This window comes from Thiocapsa imhoffii, assembly GCF_016583985.1.
Classification (GTDB): Bacteria; Pseudomonadota; Gammaproteobacteria; order Chromatiales; family Chromatiaceae; genus Thiocapsa; species Thiocapsa imhoffii.
This window is the reverse complement of the sequence record NZ_NRSD01000016.1, coordinates 12,740-27,716: the sequence shown is the minus strand read 5'-3', so window position 1 is coordinate 27,716 and position 14,977 is coordinate 12,740. Positions and strand designations below refer to the sequence as shown.

The 14,977-nt window shown below is 59.3% G+C and carries 12 protein-coding genes; 7 read left to right on the top strand and 5 right to left on the bottom strand.

Annotated features, from left to right (window positions below; translation table 11 throughout):
* Positions 1-148 precede the first annotated feature (148 nt).
* Both CKO25_RS21625 and CKO25_RS14310 read right to left on the bottom strand, forming a co-directional pair.
* Complete coding sequence (locus CKO25_RS21625; RefSeq protein ID WP_276569032.1) at positions 149-274, bottom strand: hypothetical protein; 126 nt, start codon at positions 272-274, stop codon at positions 149-151.
* A gap of 648 nt (positions 275-922) precedes the next feature.
* Positions 923-1,261 (bottom strand): hypothetical protein, encoded by a 339-nt coding sequence (locus CKO25_RS14310; protein WP_200388629.1) that lies wholly within the window; start codon positions 1,259-1,261, stop codon positions 923-925.
* A 407-nt stretch (positions 1,262-1,668) separates the two neighbouring features.
* On the opposite strand from CKO25_RS14310, the gene CKO25_RS14305 reads away from it, so the two are divergent.
* Positions 1,669-2,394, top strand: coding sequence for a DUF1275 family protein (locus CKO25_RS14305; RefSeq protein WP_200388628.1), 726 nt, complete (start codon positions 1,669-1,671; stop codon positions 2,392-2,394).
* Between the two features lie 63 nt (positions 2,395-2,457).
* Here CKO25_RS14305 and CKO25_RS14300 read toward each other — a convergent pair whose 3' ends face one another.
* On the bottom strand, positions 2,458-3,423 hold the full coding sequence (locus CKO25_RS14300; protein ID WP_200388627.1) for an AEC family transporter: 966 nt from the start codon (positions 3,421-3,423) through the stop codon (positions 2,458-2,460).
* Between the two features lie 378 nt (positions 3,424-3,801).
* On the opposite strand from CKO25_RS14300, the gene CKO25_RS14295 reads away from it, so the two are divergent.
* The 5 genes from CKO25_RS14295 (at position 3,802) to CKO25_RS14275 (ending at position 11,916) form a co-directional block, all read left to right on the top strand.
* Positions 3,802-6,261 carry a multiheme c-type cytochrome gene (locus CKO25_RS14295; RefSeq protein ID WP_242467626.1) on the top strand — a complete coding sequence of 820 codons (2,460 nt, stop codon included), beginning with the start codon at positions 3,802-3,804 and terminating at the stop codon, positions 6,259-6,261.
* 246 nt (positions 6,262-6,507) lie between these two features.
* A complete protein-coding gene (locus CKO25_RS14290) occupies positions 6,508-7,422 on the top strand; it encodes a tellurite resistance TerB family protein (protein WP_200388626.1) in 915 nt (304 codons plus the stop codon).
* Positions 7,423-7,547: 125 nt separating this feature from the next.
* A complete protein-coding gene (locus tag CKO25_RS14285) occupies positions 7,548-8,159 on the top strand; it encodes an NAD(P)-dependent oxidoreductase (protein WP_200388625.1) in 612 nt (203 codons plus the stop codon).
* Between the two features lie 169 nt (positions 8,160-8,328).
* The gene (locus CKO25_RS14280) at positions 8,329-9,261 is read left to right on the top strand and encodes a hypothetical protein (RefSeq protein ID WP_200388624.1); all 933 of its coding nucleotides are present in this window, start codon (positions 8,329-8,331) and stop codon (positions 9,259-9,261) included.
* A gap of 216 nt (positions 9,262-9,477) precedes the next feature.
* Positions 9,478-11,916 (top strand): fatty acid cis/trans isomerase, encoded by a 2,439-nt coding sequence (locus CKO25_RS14275; RefSeq protein WP_200388623.1) that lies wholly within the window; start codon positions 9,478-9,480, stop codon positions 11,914-11,916.
* Positions 11,917-11,926: 10 nt separating this feature from the next.
* Here CKO25_RS14275 and CKO25_RS14270 read toward each other — a convergent pair whose 3' ends face one another.
* Both CKO25_RS14270 and CKO25_RS14265 read right to left on the bottom strand, forming a co-directional pair.
* Positions 11,927-12,625 carry a GNAT family N-acetyltransferase gene (locus tag CKO25_RS14270; protein WP_200388622.1) on the bottom strand — a complete coding sequence of 233 codons (699 nt, stop codon included), beginning with the start codon at positions 12,623-12,625 and terminating at the stop codon, positions 11,927-11,929.
* Between the two features lie 37 nt (positions 12,626-12,662).
* Positions 12,663-12,971: a GGDEF domain-containing protein gene (locus CKO25_RS14265; protein WP_200388621.1), complete on the bottom strand. Its 309-nt coding sequence runs from the start codon at positions 12,969-12,971 to the stop codon at positions 12,663-12,665.
* A 170-nt stretch (positions 12,972-13,141) separates the two neighbouring features.
* Between CKO25_RS14265 and CKO25_RS14260 the strand changes: the two genes are divergently transcribed.
* Entirely contained in the window at positions 13,142-14,923 is a 1,782-nt protein-coding gene (locus CKO25_RS14260; protein WP_200388620.1) for a sensor domain-containing diguanylate cyclase, read from the top strand.
* Positions 14,924-14,977: the final 54 nt, after the last annotated feature.

Below are 14,977 nucleotides of genomic sequence, written 5' to 3'. Positions count from 1 at the left end.
AGTCCCGTGACGCTATCGGTCAGGGTGCCGTTGCCACAGTCGGCGATACGACTGGAATTGCTGAAGCAAGGACCGTCGGCATTGATCCCGCTGCCGGGAGGACCGGGAGGACCTACCGGGCCGGGCTCGCCTTGAGCCCCTGCAGGACCTACCGGGCCGGGCTCGCCTTGAGCCCCTGCAGGACCTGCTGGGCCGGGCTCGCCTTGAGCCCCTGCAGGACCTGCTGGGCCGGGCTCGCCTTGAGCCCCTGGAGGACCTGCTGGGCCAGGCTCACCTTGAGCTCCTGGAGGACCTGCCGAGCCGACCTCGCCTTGTGCCCCTGGCGGACCTGCCGGGCCGACCTCGCCCGGCACGCCCTGCAGGCCAGGTGGACCGGCGGGACCAGGCACCCCTTGCTACCCCGCAGGGCCGGACGCGTTCCACGTAATCCGGGTTTCATTCACACGGCAACGGTTGGCGGGATTGATCACTCGTATCGATCCCAGAAGATTATAACAGGCTGTGAAAACTCCGTTTTCATCCGGGATGGCCGCGTATACCGCACGGCTGGAAAATACTCCGAAGCTGACAGCCAGCATTGATGATATCAACAAAACGTGTGATAGACTGTTACGCATCAGGAAGCCACTAATCAGGATGTTGTCACGAAAGTCGAAATGTCCTCTAGACCCATTATTTTTGTCAACATCTAATGGTTTCGATCCGTCCTGCGCGATGCGCGGGACGCGGTTAGCCGATGACAGCCTGAATGCGGCCTTAGTCTCTGCATTGATCGCAACTGGGGCAATCGAACACGCCGATCAGGAGCGCTGGCCAATCGCTCTATCTGTTCCGAGGGTTTTGATCTGGCGATCGATCGGGCACGCACAAAAAAACCATGCGGCAAGGCCGCATGGTTTGTGAGGAGAACGTCTGACGGCAATCAGTTAGGGTGAATCTCAACGCGCCCCTCGAATACAGCCTGGTAGTAGGCGCTTGTCGCGAGCAGATCGGTCAGGTTCGGATCGGCAAAGGCCGCAGCGATTCGCTCTAACTCGTCATTGGACAAGCCGCCTTGATGTAAGGTCGCGAGCAGGTGCTCGGCCTCAAGTTCTGCAGCGATCCGACGCTGTTGCTCGAACCATGCCTGGCCGGCTGCAGTCGCGAAGGTCCGCTCCTGCACCGCATCGCGCTCACGATCGAGTGCGAGCGGTGTGGTGTCGGACAGGACCGGGGGTGAGACGACTAGGGCTGCTAACAGGATCAACAATTTGGATTTCATGAGTTTTCGCTCTGCCATAAATTAAGTTAATGCTAATATACTCATGAATAGATCCTGAGTCAAGCCGTCGGGAAATGGATCTTCGCGCTGCGCGATCGGTAGTGGTCACTCGGCAGGGGGTGTTGCCCATTGCGTCGGCTCACCACAGACAGAGAGAGTAGGGATATCGATGAGACTGAACCCGCCACGTTCCTGATCAGGTGCAGAACGGCGCGGCACAATGTGATGGCTGTTGTCACTGCGTCGGGAAGCCGGTCGGCCTGAGTGATCGCTCCCTTCCCGGCAAAGTGCTGCCAACCTGCCCCAGACTTCGGGCTATGGTTTACTCTAAAATCGCAGGCTTGACAGCCTCGACGGTGGTTTCATCATCGAGTCCGCCCACCCCATTATGCTGAACAACCTTTGTCGTGATCACTTCTGCTCCAGCTTGGCGCGACGAAGCGACGCCGTTACTGCTCACGCTGATCGGGGCCAGCGTGGACGCCATGGTGATTCTCGGTTTTAATGTGCTGACAGCGGCGCAAACCGGGAATACCGTGCTGCTTGCGGTCGCCATCGCTCGTGGAGATCTGCTCACCGGCGCGAGTGCGGCAACCTCTGTCACTGCGTTCGTACTAGGCTGCCTTCTCGGCGAATGTGTCATCGGCTGCATGCGGCGTCTCCGCATGCGCGACCTCGGCATCCTGCCCGTGCTGCTGCTTGAGCTCCTGTTGTTAGCGACCTTGCTCCTGGTCTGGTCCAACAGCGAGCCCGTCACGGGCGGCGGGACCCAGGTTGTGGTTGCTCTTGCGGCCCTGACCATGGGACTGCAAAGCGCGGCCGCTCTGCATGCTCGCAGTCCCGCGACCACCTATATGACCGGAATGCTCGCGACCTTTAGCACCGGCTTTGCCAGTTGGATCAGTACGCTGCTCAGCACCGACTCTAAGGCGACAAACGACCCTCATCAGCCGGGTGATCCACAGCGGACGAGAGCCGCATTTCCCTGGCGCAACGGTGTCGGCTGGGTCATCTATCTCGCCGGAGCGATCCTGTGCGGCATTCTTTTTCTCCGCGTTGGGGCGATGGCGCTACTGATGCCAATCGGCATCAGCCTGGTCTTACTTGGTTTACACCTCCAGCGCCCGAACTGATCCTGATAGCTAGCCGAGGGCCGATCAGGTCCGGAGCCGCCGAATCGATTGGTTCCAGCCAGGCTAGAAACCGCCTAGGATCGCTCCCGGCCAGATCTGTGCACAGATCCAGATCAGGATCGGCAGTGTGAACACCATCGCGACGGTGGTGGTTCCAACGATTGAGGCACCCTCGGTCCGATAGACCCCGGACTTTTCCGAGAGTGGCACGATCAATTGCGCGGTTGCAACGCCGAAGCTCAAGACCAATGCAATCGAGAGCATCGGTGACATCCCGAGCATCATTGCCAAGGCTATCGCGAGCGCCGGCGAGATGATGACGCGCACGATGGTGATCCAGATCACCTCGGCCATGTGTTTCCTGACCTCGATCAGCGAGATCGCCATGCCGGCGGCGACTAGGGCGGTCGGCACTGCCGCAGACCCGAGAGACTGCAGCGTCTGATTGAGCCAACCTGGAAGACGGAGCCCGGTGATCGCGAGGGCCAAACCGATGATGGCGCTGAGGACCAATGGATCTTTGAAAACACCCATGAAGGTCTTCAGTGCCGCTTTGAGATGGTGGCCGCCATCCTTGTCCACATCAGCAGCCAATAGGGCCACAGTCAGCGGCAAGAGCGTGAAATAGCCCAGGACGACGTTGATGATGAACGGCCCGGAAGCCGCCCCACCGAGAGCGACTTGCAGAACCGGAAGGGCCAGAATGACCGCATTGAACTTGGATGCCGCGAATGCCGACATGGCGCTGAATTGTCGACTACGCTTCAAGAAGCCGCGTTGCACGACAAAGACTCCCACATAGAGCACCAGCGACAACAGCAGAAATGCGGCGATGTATCGCCAATCGTAAAGTTCAGCGAGGTTCTGCTCAGCGAGTTGATGTATCAGTAGACTTGGGACGGCCAGATAGAGAAAAAAGAGGCTCAAGATATGCGCATCGGCCCTGGAGAAGATCCCAACACGGACGACCGCGGCCCCCGCAACAATGGGCAGCATGATCGGGAGGATCAGTGCGATGACCTCTAGCATCTCATCTCCAAACGTGCATCAGACTGCGCCTGAGCCCGGTCACCTTGTGATCGTTTGAGTACCCCATTGACCGACTCGAACATGAATCCATCTCTGCAGAGTCGGGAGGGGAAGCTTTAACGCATATGATCACAAAGTTCAGGCGGTCCACAATCCCTGTGAAGAACAGATCGGAGGAAAGCGATCAGCGATAAAATCCTTTAAGTTAAGAGATTTATCGATGGCGGCTTCAATGTATGACAGAGCAGCAACCGTTACGGGGACCATGCCCTGCTTCAGATCTAGCCGGATGAGTCCAAGACGAGGCCGGGCCACGACATCCCCCGCAATATTAGAGTCTGATCACGTGCCTGCCAGGGTTTCCCGTATGATGACACCATGATTCGCAGATCAAAAGACGGCATCGCCATGAGAACCTTGATCCTGGGTTTCGTCCTGATCGCCAGCATCAGTCCTGCTGTCGGCGCACCGGAAACACATGATCTCGAGACCACCCTTGCCCAGGGCGATCCTTTGGTGGATCGCGAGCGCGCGACGCGTGGATATGTCGGCAGTGCCGTGTGCGGCGCCTGTCATCCAGACGAGTTCGCCCGCTGGCAAACGTCTCACCACGATCGGGCGATGGCCGAAGCCTCGGAGGCAACCGTGCTGGGAGACTTCAGCGGCGTCACCTTCGAAGCGCATGGAATCACGTCACGCTTTTTCCAACGTGACGGCCAGTTCTATGTCCACACCGATGGCCCGGACGGCGTGCTGAGCGAGTATCCGATCCGCTACACCTTTGGCTACTACCCGTTGCAGCAATATCTCATTGCGTTCCCGGGCGGACGCCTGCAACCCCTGGGGATCGCATGGGATCATCGTCCCGCGAGCGCGGGCGGGCAGCGCTGGTTCCATCTGTACCCTGAGGCGGATCCCGAGGGTCCGATGGATCATCGCAGTCCCCTCCACTGGACATCGTCACTTCAGACCTGGAATCACCAGTGCGCGGATTGTCACTCGACGGATCTGCAGCGACGGTTCGACGCCGACAACAACCGTTACGAGACCCGCTATGCCGAGATCAACGTGGGCTGTGAGGCCTGTCATGGTCCCGGGGTTAAGCATGTCACTTGGGCGCATGAGGAGGCCACGCGACAAGCCGAGAACGACCCGGGCGACGAGATGGCAGTGCCCGCCGCGCCAAGGCCTGCGCGCGATGGAGGAGAGGCCGCAGCCCGTGGTCTGCAGCTGGACTTAAAGGACCGCGACGGCGGTATCTGGGGGATTGATCCAATGACCGGGCGCCCCGCCCGCTCGGTCGCCCGCACTCGCGTGGAGGGGACTGAACGCCAAATCGAGGTCTGTGCGCCCTGCCATTCGCGGCGCGGTCGCATCTGGGACGACCTGACGCCAGGCGCACCGATGGATCAGGCCTTTCGGCTCTCTCTACTCGAACCCGATCTGTATTTCGCTGACGGTCAGATCAAGGACGAGGTCTTCGTCTATGGTTCCTTCATCCAGAGTCGGATGTATCACCAGGGTGTTGTCTGTCAAGACTGCCATGACCCCCACAGCCTCCAGTTGCAAGAAACCGGCAATGGGGTCTGCACCCGATGTCATGTCGCCGCGCGCTACGATACCCCAGAGCATCATCATCATGAGATCGGTACCGCCGGCACCGCATGCATTGACTGCCACATGCCACAGCGCGTCTACATGGTCGTTGACGAACGCGCCGATCACAGCATGCGGGTGCCCCGACCCGACCTCTCCGTTGCGCTCGGCACACCGAATGCCTGCAATGACTGCCATCAGGATCGTGATGCCGTTTGGGCCGCCACCCATGTTGCGACCTGGTATCCGGATCCCGTCCACCGCGGTCCGCATTTTGCCGAGACATTCCACGCTGCCGCAAGCGACGCGTCTGACGCCGGCGAACGTCTTGCAACACTCGTCGCGGACCTAACGCAGCCAGCTATTGTCCGTGCCACCGCCTTGGCACAACTCCGCACCCGGGGTGACCAGCAGGCGCTGGATGCGGCTCAGGGAGCACTCACCGATGCCCACGCCATCGTCCGGGCTCAGGCCGTGCGCGCCCTCGATCTAGGCAGTCTCCAAACCAGAGTCGATCTCGCCTGGCCGCTGCTCTCTGATTCCTCGCGGTTAGTCCGACTCGAAGCGGCGCGGGTGTTGGCCCCAGCCATGCGTGAGAGACTGGATCCCGTTGCCCGTGACCACCTGACACGCGCGGTCAATGAGTATTCGAAATCCGAGAGCGTGAATGCGGATCGTCCAGAGGCGCATCTGAATCTCGGTTTGCTCGCCTTCGATCTAGGAGAGTCGTCGGCTGCTGAACAGGCTTACCGCACCGCGTTGAATCTCGACGGACGCTTCACGCCCGCCCGCATCAATCTCGCTGACCTCTATCGTGCGCTCGGTCGCGAAAAGGACTCCAGGCGCGAACTTCAGGCCGGGTTGGCAGAGGATCCCGGCAGCGCGGATCTTCATTTCGCATTGGGGCTGGCGCAGGTCCGAGCGCAGCAGTTGGAGCAGGCGCTGGCGTCATTGGCAACGGCGACCGAACTGGTCCCTGAGCAGACACGTTTTGCCTATGTTTATGCCGTTGCACTCGACAGCGCTGAACGCACCAGGGAGGCGATCGCCGTCTTGGAACACACCCATCAACACAACCAGGTCGATCCGGATATCCTTGCCGCCCTGGTTCAGTTCAACGCTCGACTCGGTGATGCCGACACCGCCGCGCGCTGGCTGGCGCGGCTGCGCGAGTTAGATCCGAAGGATGCCGCCATTCCCGTCCTCGAGACCCAGCTTCGCGACGCTCAACGTGGTGGGTGATCCATGACTCAAGTGATTTAGCCTGATGCGTGTGACGCTGACCTCGGCGTGGTGTACGGAACGGATTTCGGCGAAGATCACCCGGGCCAGATCGGCGCTATGTGCTTGCTGCGGTGGGATCGGAATCCGCCAACGTGACCACGCTCTTTGCGGCGCTCCACATCGTTCGCCGAACCATCGCACACGCAACCGAACGGCGTGATCGGTGGATGAACCCCTTGACTTGAAACACGAGGAGAACCGTCAATGAATGCGAAAAATGCCTATGACATCCTTGGATCCCTGATGCAACAGGGTGGAGTGAGACCATCGTCAGGACGGTTACAGGATGTGCTTAACAAGGTCTCGGGGCCAGGTGGACTCGGCAGTCTGCTTGGTGGCAACGCCTCGGCACCGGCTTCGGGAGGCACTGGAGTGGGTGGGGGGGCTGGTGGTCTCATGGACATCCTCGGCAAGCTCGCTGGCCCCATGTTGAGCGGTGGCGCGGCGCCTACGGGTCAAGCAGGAAACAGCTTGCCAATGGACCTGATCAAAACCCTGGGCGGCGCCATCCTGAGCGGCGCGACGGCAAAAGGAACGACCGGCGCCAGCGGTGCGCCAGCAGTTGGCGCGGGCGCGCTGGCGATGCTCGGTGCCATCGCGGTCCAAGCACTGGGGGCGGCCAGGGGCATGACACCCCATGCACAGATTGCAGACCTGCAACCAGCAGGAGCCCCCAACCTCGGTTCGAAGCCGAATTTGGACATTGATGACGCCTCAGCGTTGATCGCCGGCTTGCGTCCTCCCGCGACCCCTGCCGAGGAACAGCAGGTGACGGACATGGCATCGCTCACGATTCGCGCCATGATCAATGCGGCCAAAGCGGATGGACAGATCGATGAATTCGAGTCGCAGCGGTTGCTTGGAAAAATGCAAGAAGACGGCGTAACTGACGAGGAACGCGATTTCGTCGTCGCCGAGTTGCGCAAACCGATGGAGACCGATGCGATTGTGCGGGAGGTGCCGAATCAGCAGGCGGCAGTCCAGATCTACATTGCCTCATTGATGGCGATTCAGGTCGACACCGATGCCGAACGACAGTATCTCAGTGAACTCGCGAGCAAGCTCGGGATCACCCCTCAGACGGTCGCCTACTTACATCAGGCGACTGGGCTGGTTTAAGCGTCCGGCCGCTCGGGTCGAGCATGTCCGCAGCGGCAAGTGAAGAGTTTGAAATCAAATGGGTCATCCAGGGTAGTGCCAGGGTGACCGTCTTGATCAATCACGTCTGAACAGGATCGAAACGCATGCAGATTGCGCTGTTTGGAGCAACCGGTGGCACCGGTCGGCAGGTTTTGGAGCAGGCGCTCGCATCCGGGCATCAGGTGAGGGTGTTGCTGCGCGATCCCACCAAACTCGAGCCCGCACCGGGGTTGACGCTGGTCTGCGGCGATGTGCTCGATCCCGCGGCAACCCGCCGCTGTGTCGAGGGATCTCAAGCAGTCATTTGCCTACTGGGGTCGGGAGTCGGGAGCGCACCGGTCGAGGCGCTGGGCACGCAAAGCATCCTTGATGCGATGACAACCCATGGCGTGCACCGGCTCATTGCGGTGACATCAATGGGTGTCGGCGACAGTCGCGAGCAGGTCAGTGCGGAGTTTCAGCGCGCCATGGACACGGTCTTGCAGCCCATCATCGCGGCCAAAACGGAGCAAGAGCGTCTGATTCAGAACAGTGGCTTGGACTGGACCATCGTCCGCCCCGGCGGGCTCAGTGATGGTCCCCGCACGGGGAATTACCGCAGCAGCAACGAGCGCTCGCTGATGGCTGGGCTCATCAGCCGGGCGGATGTGGCTGAGTTCGTCCTGCACCAACTCACGGATGCGACCAATCTGAACCAATGTGTGGCAGTGACCTAAGACGCGACGGGGCCAACTGCGAGCCCAGGGTGTTCATCATCACGACGCAAGGTGAGCCCTCTCCTGCCCACACGACGCCCGCGATGCACGACCGCACCACCAAGGCCTGGTCACAGCGGCGAATGCCACCTGTTCGATCAGACAATCACCATCAACTCATCCGAGTCGCATGGAGCACAACGCCATGATTTCCTCAACGAAGACCTCGCATGTGACCGCCGACGCCAAACCTGCGGGGGCCGTCACGCTCTATTACGAAATCCGTGTTCCGGGTCCGGAACAAACCAGGGTTCTCGGCCAGATCGACGAACTCATTGCCTCCATGCAAGCGAAAGAGGGGTATCTCGGTACCGCCTTGAAGCAAATGACGGGGGAGTCGACCATGGTCAAGAACTACCCTGTCCATCTCAAAGGCGTGCTTGCTCAAGGTTATCTGGACAATCCAAAATTACCTCATTTTTTCTCGCTATTGGTGCGCTTTTCGGATCTTGACGCACTGGAGTCATCGGGTGTCCAGCGGTGGTTTGAAGAGAACATTGCCGTGTCACTTTTCGCGTACAACAGCGCAACCTTGCCACCAAGAAAAACAGGTTTGGCACTTGCGTACTATCAGGGAATCTTTACGACCGTAGCCGCCGGTGATCGCAGCGCCATCTACACAACAGCAGACGACATTCGGCATTTTCTCGCGCATCAGTCCGACGAGGTTGGAAAAGGCTATGTCACGGTCAAGAATCATGTCATGGTCAAAGATCAACGGGTGTCAGAGTTCAATGAGCAGGTCAAGATCCTATTGAAGACCGCGCAAGACACCTTTCGCCCTGACGTGAACGACGCCGACTATGACGCGGCCTACCCGAACGGTCAGGAAGGCACGCTGGAGAACCATTTCTATCGCAAGGCGGTCACCACCGAAATCCTACAAAACACGGTTCCAGACGGCGACCTGCGCGCCTATCTGATGCATGGCGTGTGGGAAGGCATGTATGATCATGAAAACTCGCACATTGATGCGCGTTTTCAGCAGGCTGCTGGTCCGGTCGGCGCAGAGGTGGTGATTGGGCCAGTCGAGCCCTTCTATCAAACGATCAAACAAGGCTAACGAACAGGCAAGATTTCCCCTTGGCCACGAGCTTGAGAAATCCGGTCGCCTGGATCGGTCGCTGCAAGGGCATCTTGAACATCGATCGCGGCACAGCCGTTTGTGAGCGCTTAAGCGCAGACAGGTTCGATGAGACGCCCACACCCTGAGCCCGCCGCAGCGAGCACGCCATCTCCCGATTCTGGATTGGCCCACGAACGTTTATAGGATAAGACCTTGTTCAGTTTCACGATCGAACGTGTGCATGGCCTCATGCAAACCCGGGTCGCTAGCGGACTCATGGTCCTCATGATCACCGTCAGTTCGGCCGTGGCCTCCCCCCCGCAAGCGTCGAACGATCCCCACGCCTCTCCACAGCGACTGAGAGCGCCGTCTTACGAGAGCGAAGTCCAACCCATCTTCGATCGTCGCTGTCTCGCCTGCCACGGCTGCCTGGGATCGCCCTGCAACGTCAAGCTTGACTCCTTCCCCGGTGTCGACCGTGGCGGTTACGCAGAGAATCCGTATTCGGTTCACTTATTGCCGATGCAGCGGACCGATATGGATGCCGCCGATTCAACGGCAGCCTGGCGCGAACGTGGCTTCTATCCAGTGTTGGAGCGGACCGAGTCGCCTGAACGCAACCTGTCCGAATCGCTGCTGTATCGGCTGATCGATGCGGCGCAACAGCACAATGGGCCGGGATTCGAGCGCGCCGCGATCGACGGCTTTCGTCTCCAACGCTTCGCCGGGGCCTGTCCCGCAACCCTCGAAGCGCTTACCGCCCGTCTGGAAGCACACCCTGGATTAGGCATGCCCTTCGGTTTGCCGGCATTGTCTGATACTGAATTCAACACCTTGCGCGACTGGATCGCGGCCGGCTCACCAGGTCCTGACCCGCAAACCACGGAACGCGCCGCGCAACCGAACAATCCAGCGGAAGTCGTCGCCTGGGAGGCCTACTTCAACGACCCGGATCCACGTCAAGCGCTGGTCAGCCGCTTCATCTTCGATCACGTCTTCTTGGCCACCATCGTGCTGGACGGCAGCCCCGGAGAACGCTTTCGGCTGGTCCGCTCGAGCACTGCGCCGGCAACCCCTGAGACTCTGGCCAATGCAGGGGATTCCTTCAAGGTTCCAGCCATCCAGTTGATCTCAACCGATCTGCCCTACGATGACCCGACGGGTGCGTCCGGAATCGAACGGTTCTGGTACCGGCTGCAAAAGATCACTGAAGCGCCGGTGCAAAAGAGTCTGTTCTTATGGCAACTGTCACTCGGCGACATCGATCGCTACCGTGGACTGTTCTTCGAACAAGACTGGGATCAGAACGGCGATCTCGACCCACCTTGGGGGATCGGCAATCCATTCCAGATCTTCGCCGCCATTCCGCCCGAGGCGCGTTACCGCTTTCTGCTCGACAATGCCGAGGTCATCGTCGGCGGCATCACCTATGGGCCAGTCTGTAATGGCCAAACCGCGACTTACGCAATCAAAGATCAATTTTGGGTTTACTTCGTCGACCCGTCCCATGACGCCTCCGTCCAAGACCCTAAGCTCGGGGCCGAGAGTTGGGAGGTGTTCATGGACGGATCACCGCTCGCCAACGCGGACTATGTGAGCGACTACGAGGCAGTCCGTGCACGCCTCAACCCAAAGGGATACGGACTTGATGCGGTCTGGAACGGCGATGGTGCCAATCCTAACGCCTGGCTGACGGTGCTGCGCCACGAGACCAACGTTTCGGTACTCCAAGGTGCCCGCGGCGGTTTGCCGCGCACATCGTGGTTGATCAACTACAGCGGATTGGAACGGATGTACTACGCCCTCGTAGCCAGTTTCCAATATTGGAGTGGAGATCCGTCGAAGCTCGAGACCCTGCTGTTCTTCAATTTCCTCCGCCAGGAGTTCGAAGATGCCTTCCTCTTACTGTTGCCCGCGGATCAACGTCTGCGGATTCGGGATGAATGGAGCCAGGGCACGATTGGCAGCATTGGTCTTGAGGTGGTGCCATTTCAAGATACAGCGATGCCAACCGCAACGCCCATGGCCGGGCCGGATCCATTGCTGGATCTAGCCCGCCGCCTCGCCGATCACTTCGGCGCGGAGATCAGCGGCCTCCCGGACCCATTGAACCCGTACCCATTGGAGCCACGCCAAACCCCGGCGCGAGACGCCGTCGGACCAATCAAGACCGCTGACGAGTGGGAGGCGGCAATGGCGTCGTTCACAGTCAGAGCGGGTCTTGGCTTTGTCCCCCATCTACCAAGCGTGATCGTGTTGCGCCTAACCGATCCCAAGGCGCCGGCTGCCGAGCGGCATCGTGTCTATTCATTGGTCGCCAACCGTGTTTACGCCACCCAGTATGCACTGTTGTTTCAGAATGCCGAGGCACTGCCCGATCAGGATACCATGAGCCTTTACCCGACCCTCGTAAACGGTTTCCCCAATCTTTTCATCGATCTCGATCTTGGTGACGCGAACCGCTTTATTGCCGACCTCAAGCAGGTCGCGAGCATGCAGGATTGGGAGCAATTCAAGGGGCGTTGGGCAATCCTACGCAACAGCGAGCACATGTGGCCGTTCTACGATTGGATCAACCACTGGAACACTGAACATCGCGGTGCTGCCGCTGGATGGCTGGATTTGACCTATTATGACAATCCGGAGGATTGAACATGACTGATCAACGCGGGGTAGCGATCTCGAACACGAGCGAATCGAGATTCGCCCACATTAGATGGATGTCCAGATTACAATCCGTTAACGAAGATGTTCTGCGTAGGGCTAGGCGCTTGACGGAAACACTGTGAAGACAACTAAACCCCGCCTTTTCATGAAGCCTTCGCGAAGCCGAGCTTGTACACTCAGCGAATGCATAACTGAAGCCACGCGCTTGAGCATCGTACAGAGCTGTCCGTAGAAGACAGGAGGCAATCCCTGCCCCTTCGCAATCCGCTGCAACGCCGATGGCAGCTACGTGAAGGCAGGTTCCAAGCTCAACTTCAAGTTGCTCCCTCACTGGGCTGCGAATGTCTGCCAACAACGATCCCAGATCCGTGAACAGGTCCAACTCTTGAGTTGTTTGGTGATCTGGAATGTGTTGAGAATCAGGCTTGGCAACGTCTTGACAGACAATAAAACCGACATAGCTTTTAGAATTTTCCTGATCTCTTGCAAGCCAGCAGAAGTCGTGTTCGAGTGCATTGGCCTCCATCACCCCATAGTGAGTACGAGCAATGCTCATCATGCGTTCCTGACTGAGTCCAATACACTTTGTCAAGGGTTCGCGATTATGAAATAGACCAACATACAGAGTCAGTAACCGATCGATTTCTTCTGGACGAACCCGATCAATCACCATCGAATGGTTGTCTTTCGGCATACTGTTGACTGCTTATTCTCGAATCCGCACGATTGATTCAACAAACGCGGTTTTGTCCACTAGACTTCGCCTGATGCAGAGCATCGTCAGCTCGTTTGATCCCAGCCTCATCGCTTTCGTCCGGCCGATATTCTGCCACGCCGATGCTCACACTGACCCGTCCAAGGATGGGGAAGAACTGATCGGACACGACGGTACAGAGCTTCTCCGCGGCCTGCCGCACGGAGTCTAATCTGCAATGTGGCATCAAAACCATGAATTCCTTTCCACCCCAACGCGCCAATACGTCGACCGACCTCAAGTGCTCGCTCAGCCGCAGAGTCACATCCATCCCCTTGGCACGCATGGTCCTCTCGCCATCGCTGGCGACCGCTCCGCGAGCTGACGCCCACGACCCAGCGCCGTATGCGTATCGTGACAAAGTCACGTGGGCGCTTGACGCAAATCGTGCTATACCGTCCACATTAAGCGCTTCATCTGGTCTTGGATAGGATCTTGCGTCATCAGGATGGCAGCATGCAGGACAACCATCACGACTCAGCCGTGGCGGAACTCGGCACGTTGATGGGGGTGATGATGGTCACCATCCTGATCGCACTCGCCCTGACTCTTGTGCTCCTGATCCAGGCTGGGCGTGTCCAGGATGAGACCGCACTAGAGGCGTCCCAGCGGCAGGTCGAGGGACTGATCTGGATGACGGGGCGCAACCTCGCGAATCATGTGCGTGATTATGCCATCTGGGATGAGGCCTTCGAATCCATTCTCATCGCGCGAGACCTTGCGTGGTGGGATGGGAACGCGGGCCAGTATGTGCTCTCCACCTTCGATCTTGATCTCACTCTTGCGGTTGACGATGACGAGCGTCTCTTCTTCATCTCGACCGAGCGTGAGACGCGAACGGCACCACTCGATCATCCGCCCATCAGTTCGTCACTGCGCGCCTTGCTCGATGCCGAACGGCGGGGTGATCCATCCGATTTCCCTGAACGACCGGCGACCTTTGGCCTGTTTGAGCTCGATGGAACCCTCTATTTCGGAGCGGTCAGCCGCATCTGCAGGGAGGATGAGCCGAGCGTGTGCGCTGCGAAACCAGGCGCATTGATGCTGTTCGCGATATCGGTCGAGGAGCGGCTGGTGGCTGAGTTGGATGAGATCATGAATGGAGTCGAACTGCTCCGCGACCCCGCAATCTCGACGACCACAGCCCATTTACCTCTCCTTTTCGCGGATGGGAGTGATGCCGGAGTCCTCACCTGGATCCCCCCCGCCCCCGGCCGCTCCATGACCGGCAGTGTCCTGCCGCTCGCAGTGCTGGCTTTTTTGAGTATCGCCGGACTGACGCTGTTCTTCGCCCTGAGGGCACGCGCACTCGCCCGGAGTCTGTCGTCTGATGAGCGCGCGCACCGCCGGCTCTTGGCACAGTACGAGTCTATCCTCGAGACTGCCGGCGATGGCATCTTTGGTGTCGATGCGACAGGGCGGGTGCAATTCGTGAATCCTGCGGCTGCCCACATGCTGGGTTATCCGCGCAGCGAACTGCAGGGAAAGGATGCACATGCGCTGCTCTTCTCTGGACAACCCATCGCAGCTGGACAGGAGGACGCTGACTCACCGCTGCAACGGGCATTGGTGAGTGGGCGCTCGGAGATTCACGACAGTGCCTATAGCCGACGCGCCGACGGCGGTCGCTTTCCGGTGGAATACAGCGCCAGCCCGGTGAAAGAACATGGCCAAGTCACCGGCGCGGTCGTCGTCTTTCGGGACATCACCAAACGTCGCGAAAGCGAGGAGGAGATGTTCTATCGTGCGAACTACGATGTCATCACCGAGCTTCCAAACCGCAACCTGCTCCTTGAACGCTTGGGACAAGAGTTGAAGCTGGCGCGCCGTGAGGGCAAGCGTGTTGGTGTCCTCTTCATCGACCTAGATGATTTCAAAGCGGTCAACGACACACTCGGGCATCATGCTGGCGACCTGCTGCTGCGCCAGGTGGCCGAGCGCCTAACGCGCTGCCTCCGCGAAACCGATACCGTGGCGCGCCTCGGCGGCGACGAGTTCGTGGTGCTCTTGACACACGTTGTCGACCATGGTGCCACCGAGCGGATCGCCGACATGCTGATCTGCGCGCTGAGGCATGGCTTCCAGTTGGCGGGCCACTCGGTCCGAGTCGGAGCCAGCATCGGAATCGCGCACTTTCCAGATCAGGGTGATACTCCGGAGGCATTGATCGATCATGCCGACGCGGCGATGTATCAGGCGAAGGCGGCTGGCCGCGGTATGCATCGCAGCGCCGAGTGAGGTGCCGGGCTTAGGACTGCATCGCGAGGACACCGTCCATGCCGATGGTGGCAC

What these genes read in the sequence shown, in the direction of transcription:
- CKO25_RS14260 (WP_200388620.1), top strand. Translation starts at nt 13,142, where the DNA reads ATGCAGGACAACCATCACGACTCAGCCGTGGCGGAACTCGGCACGTTG.
- CKO25_RS14285 (WP_200388625.1), top strand. Translation starts at nt 7,548, where the DNA reads ATGCAGATTGCGCTGTTTGGAGCAACCGGTGGCACCGGTCGGCAGGTT.
- CKO25_RS14280 (WP_200388624.1), top strand. Translation starts at nt 8,329, where the DNA reads ATGGAGCACAACGCCATGATTTCCTCAACGAAGACCTCGCATGTGACC.
- CKO25_RS14300 (WP_200388627.1), bottom strand. Translation starts at nt 3,423, where the DNA reads ATGCTAGAGGTCATCGCACTGATCCTCCCGATCATGCTGCCCATTGTT.
- CKO25_RS14290 (WP_200388626.1), top strand. Translation starts at nt 6,508, where the DNA reads ATGAATGCGAAAAATGCCTATGACATCCTTGGATCCCTGATGCAACAG.
- CKO25_RS14270 (WP_200388622.1), bottom strand. Translation starts at nt 12,625, where the DNA reads ATGCCGAAAGACAACCATTCGATGGTGATTGATCGGGTTCGTCCAGAA.
- CKO25_RS14265 (WP_200388621.1), bottom strand. Translation starts at nt 12,971, where the DNA reads ATGCGTGCCAAGGGGATGGATGTGACTCTGCGGCTGAGCGAGCACTTG.
- CKO25_RS14295 (WP_242467626.1), top strand. Translation starts at nt 3,802, where the DNA reads ATGATTCGCAGATCAAAAGACGGCATCGCCATGAGAACCTTGATCCTG.
- CKO25_RS14310 (WP_200388629.1), bottom strand. Translation starts at nt 1,261, where the DNA reads ATGAAATCCAAATTGTTGATCCTGTTAGCAGCCCTAGTCGTCTCACCC.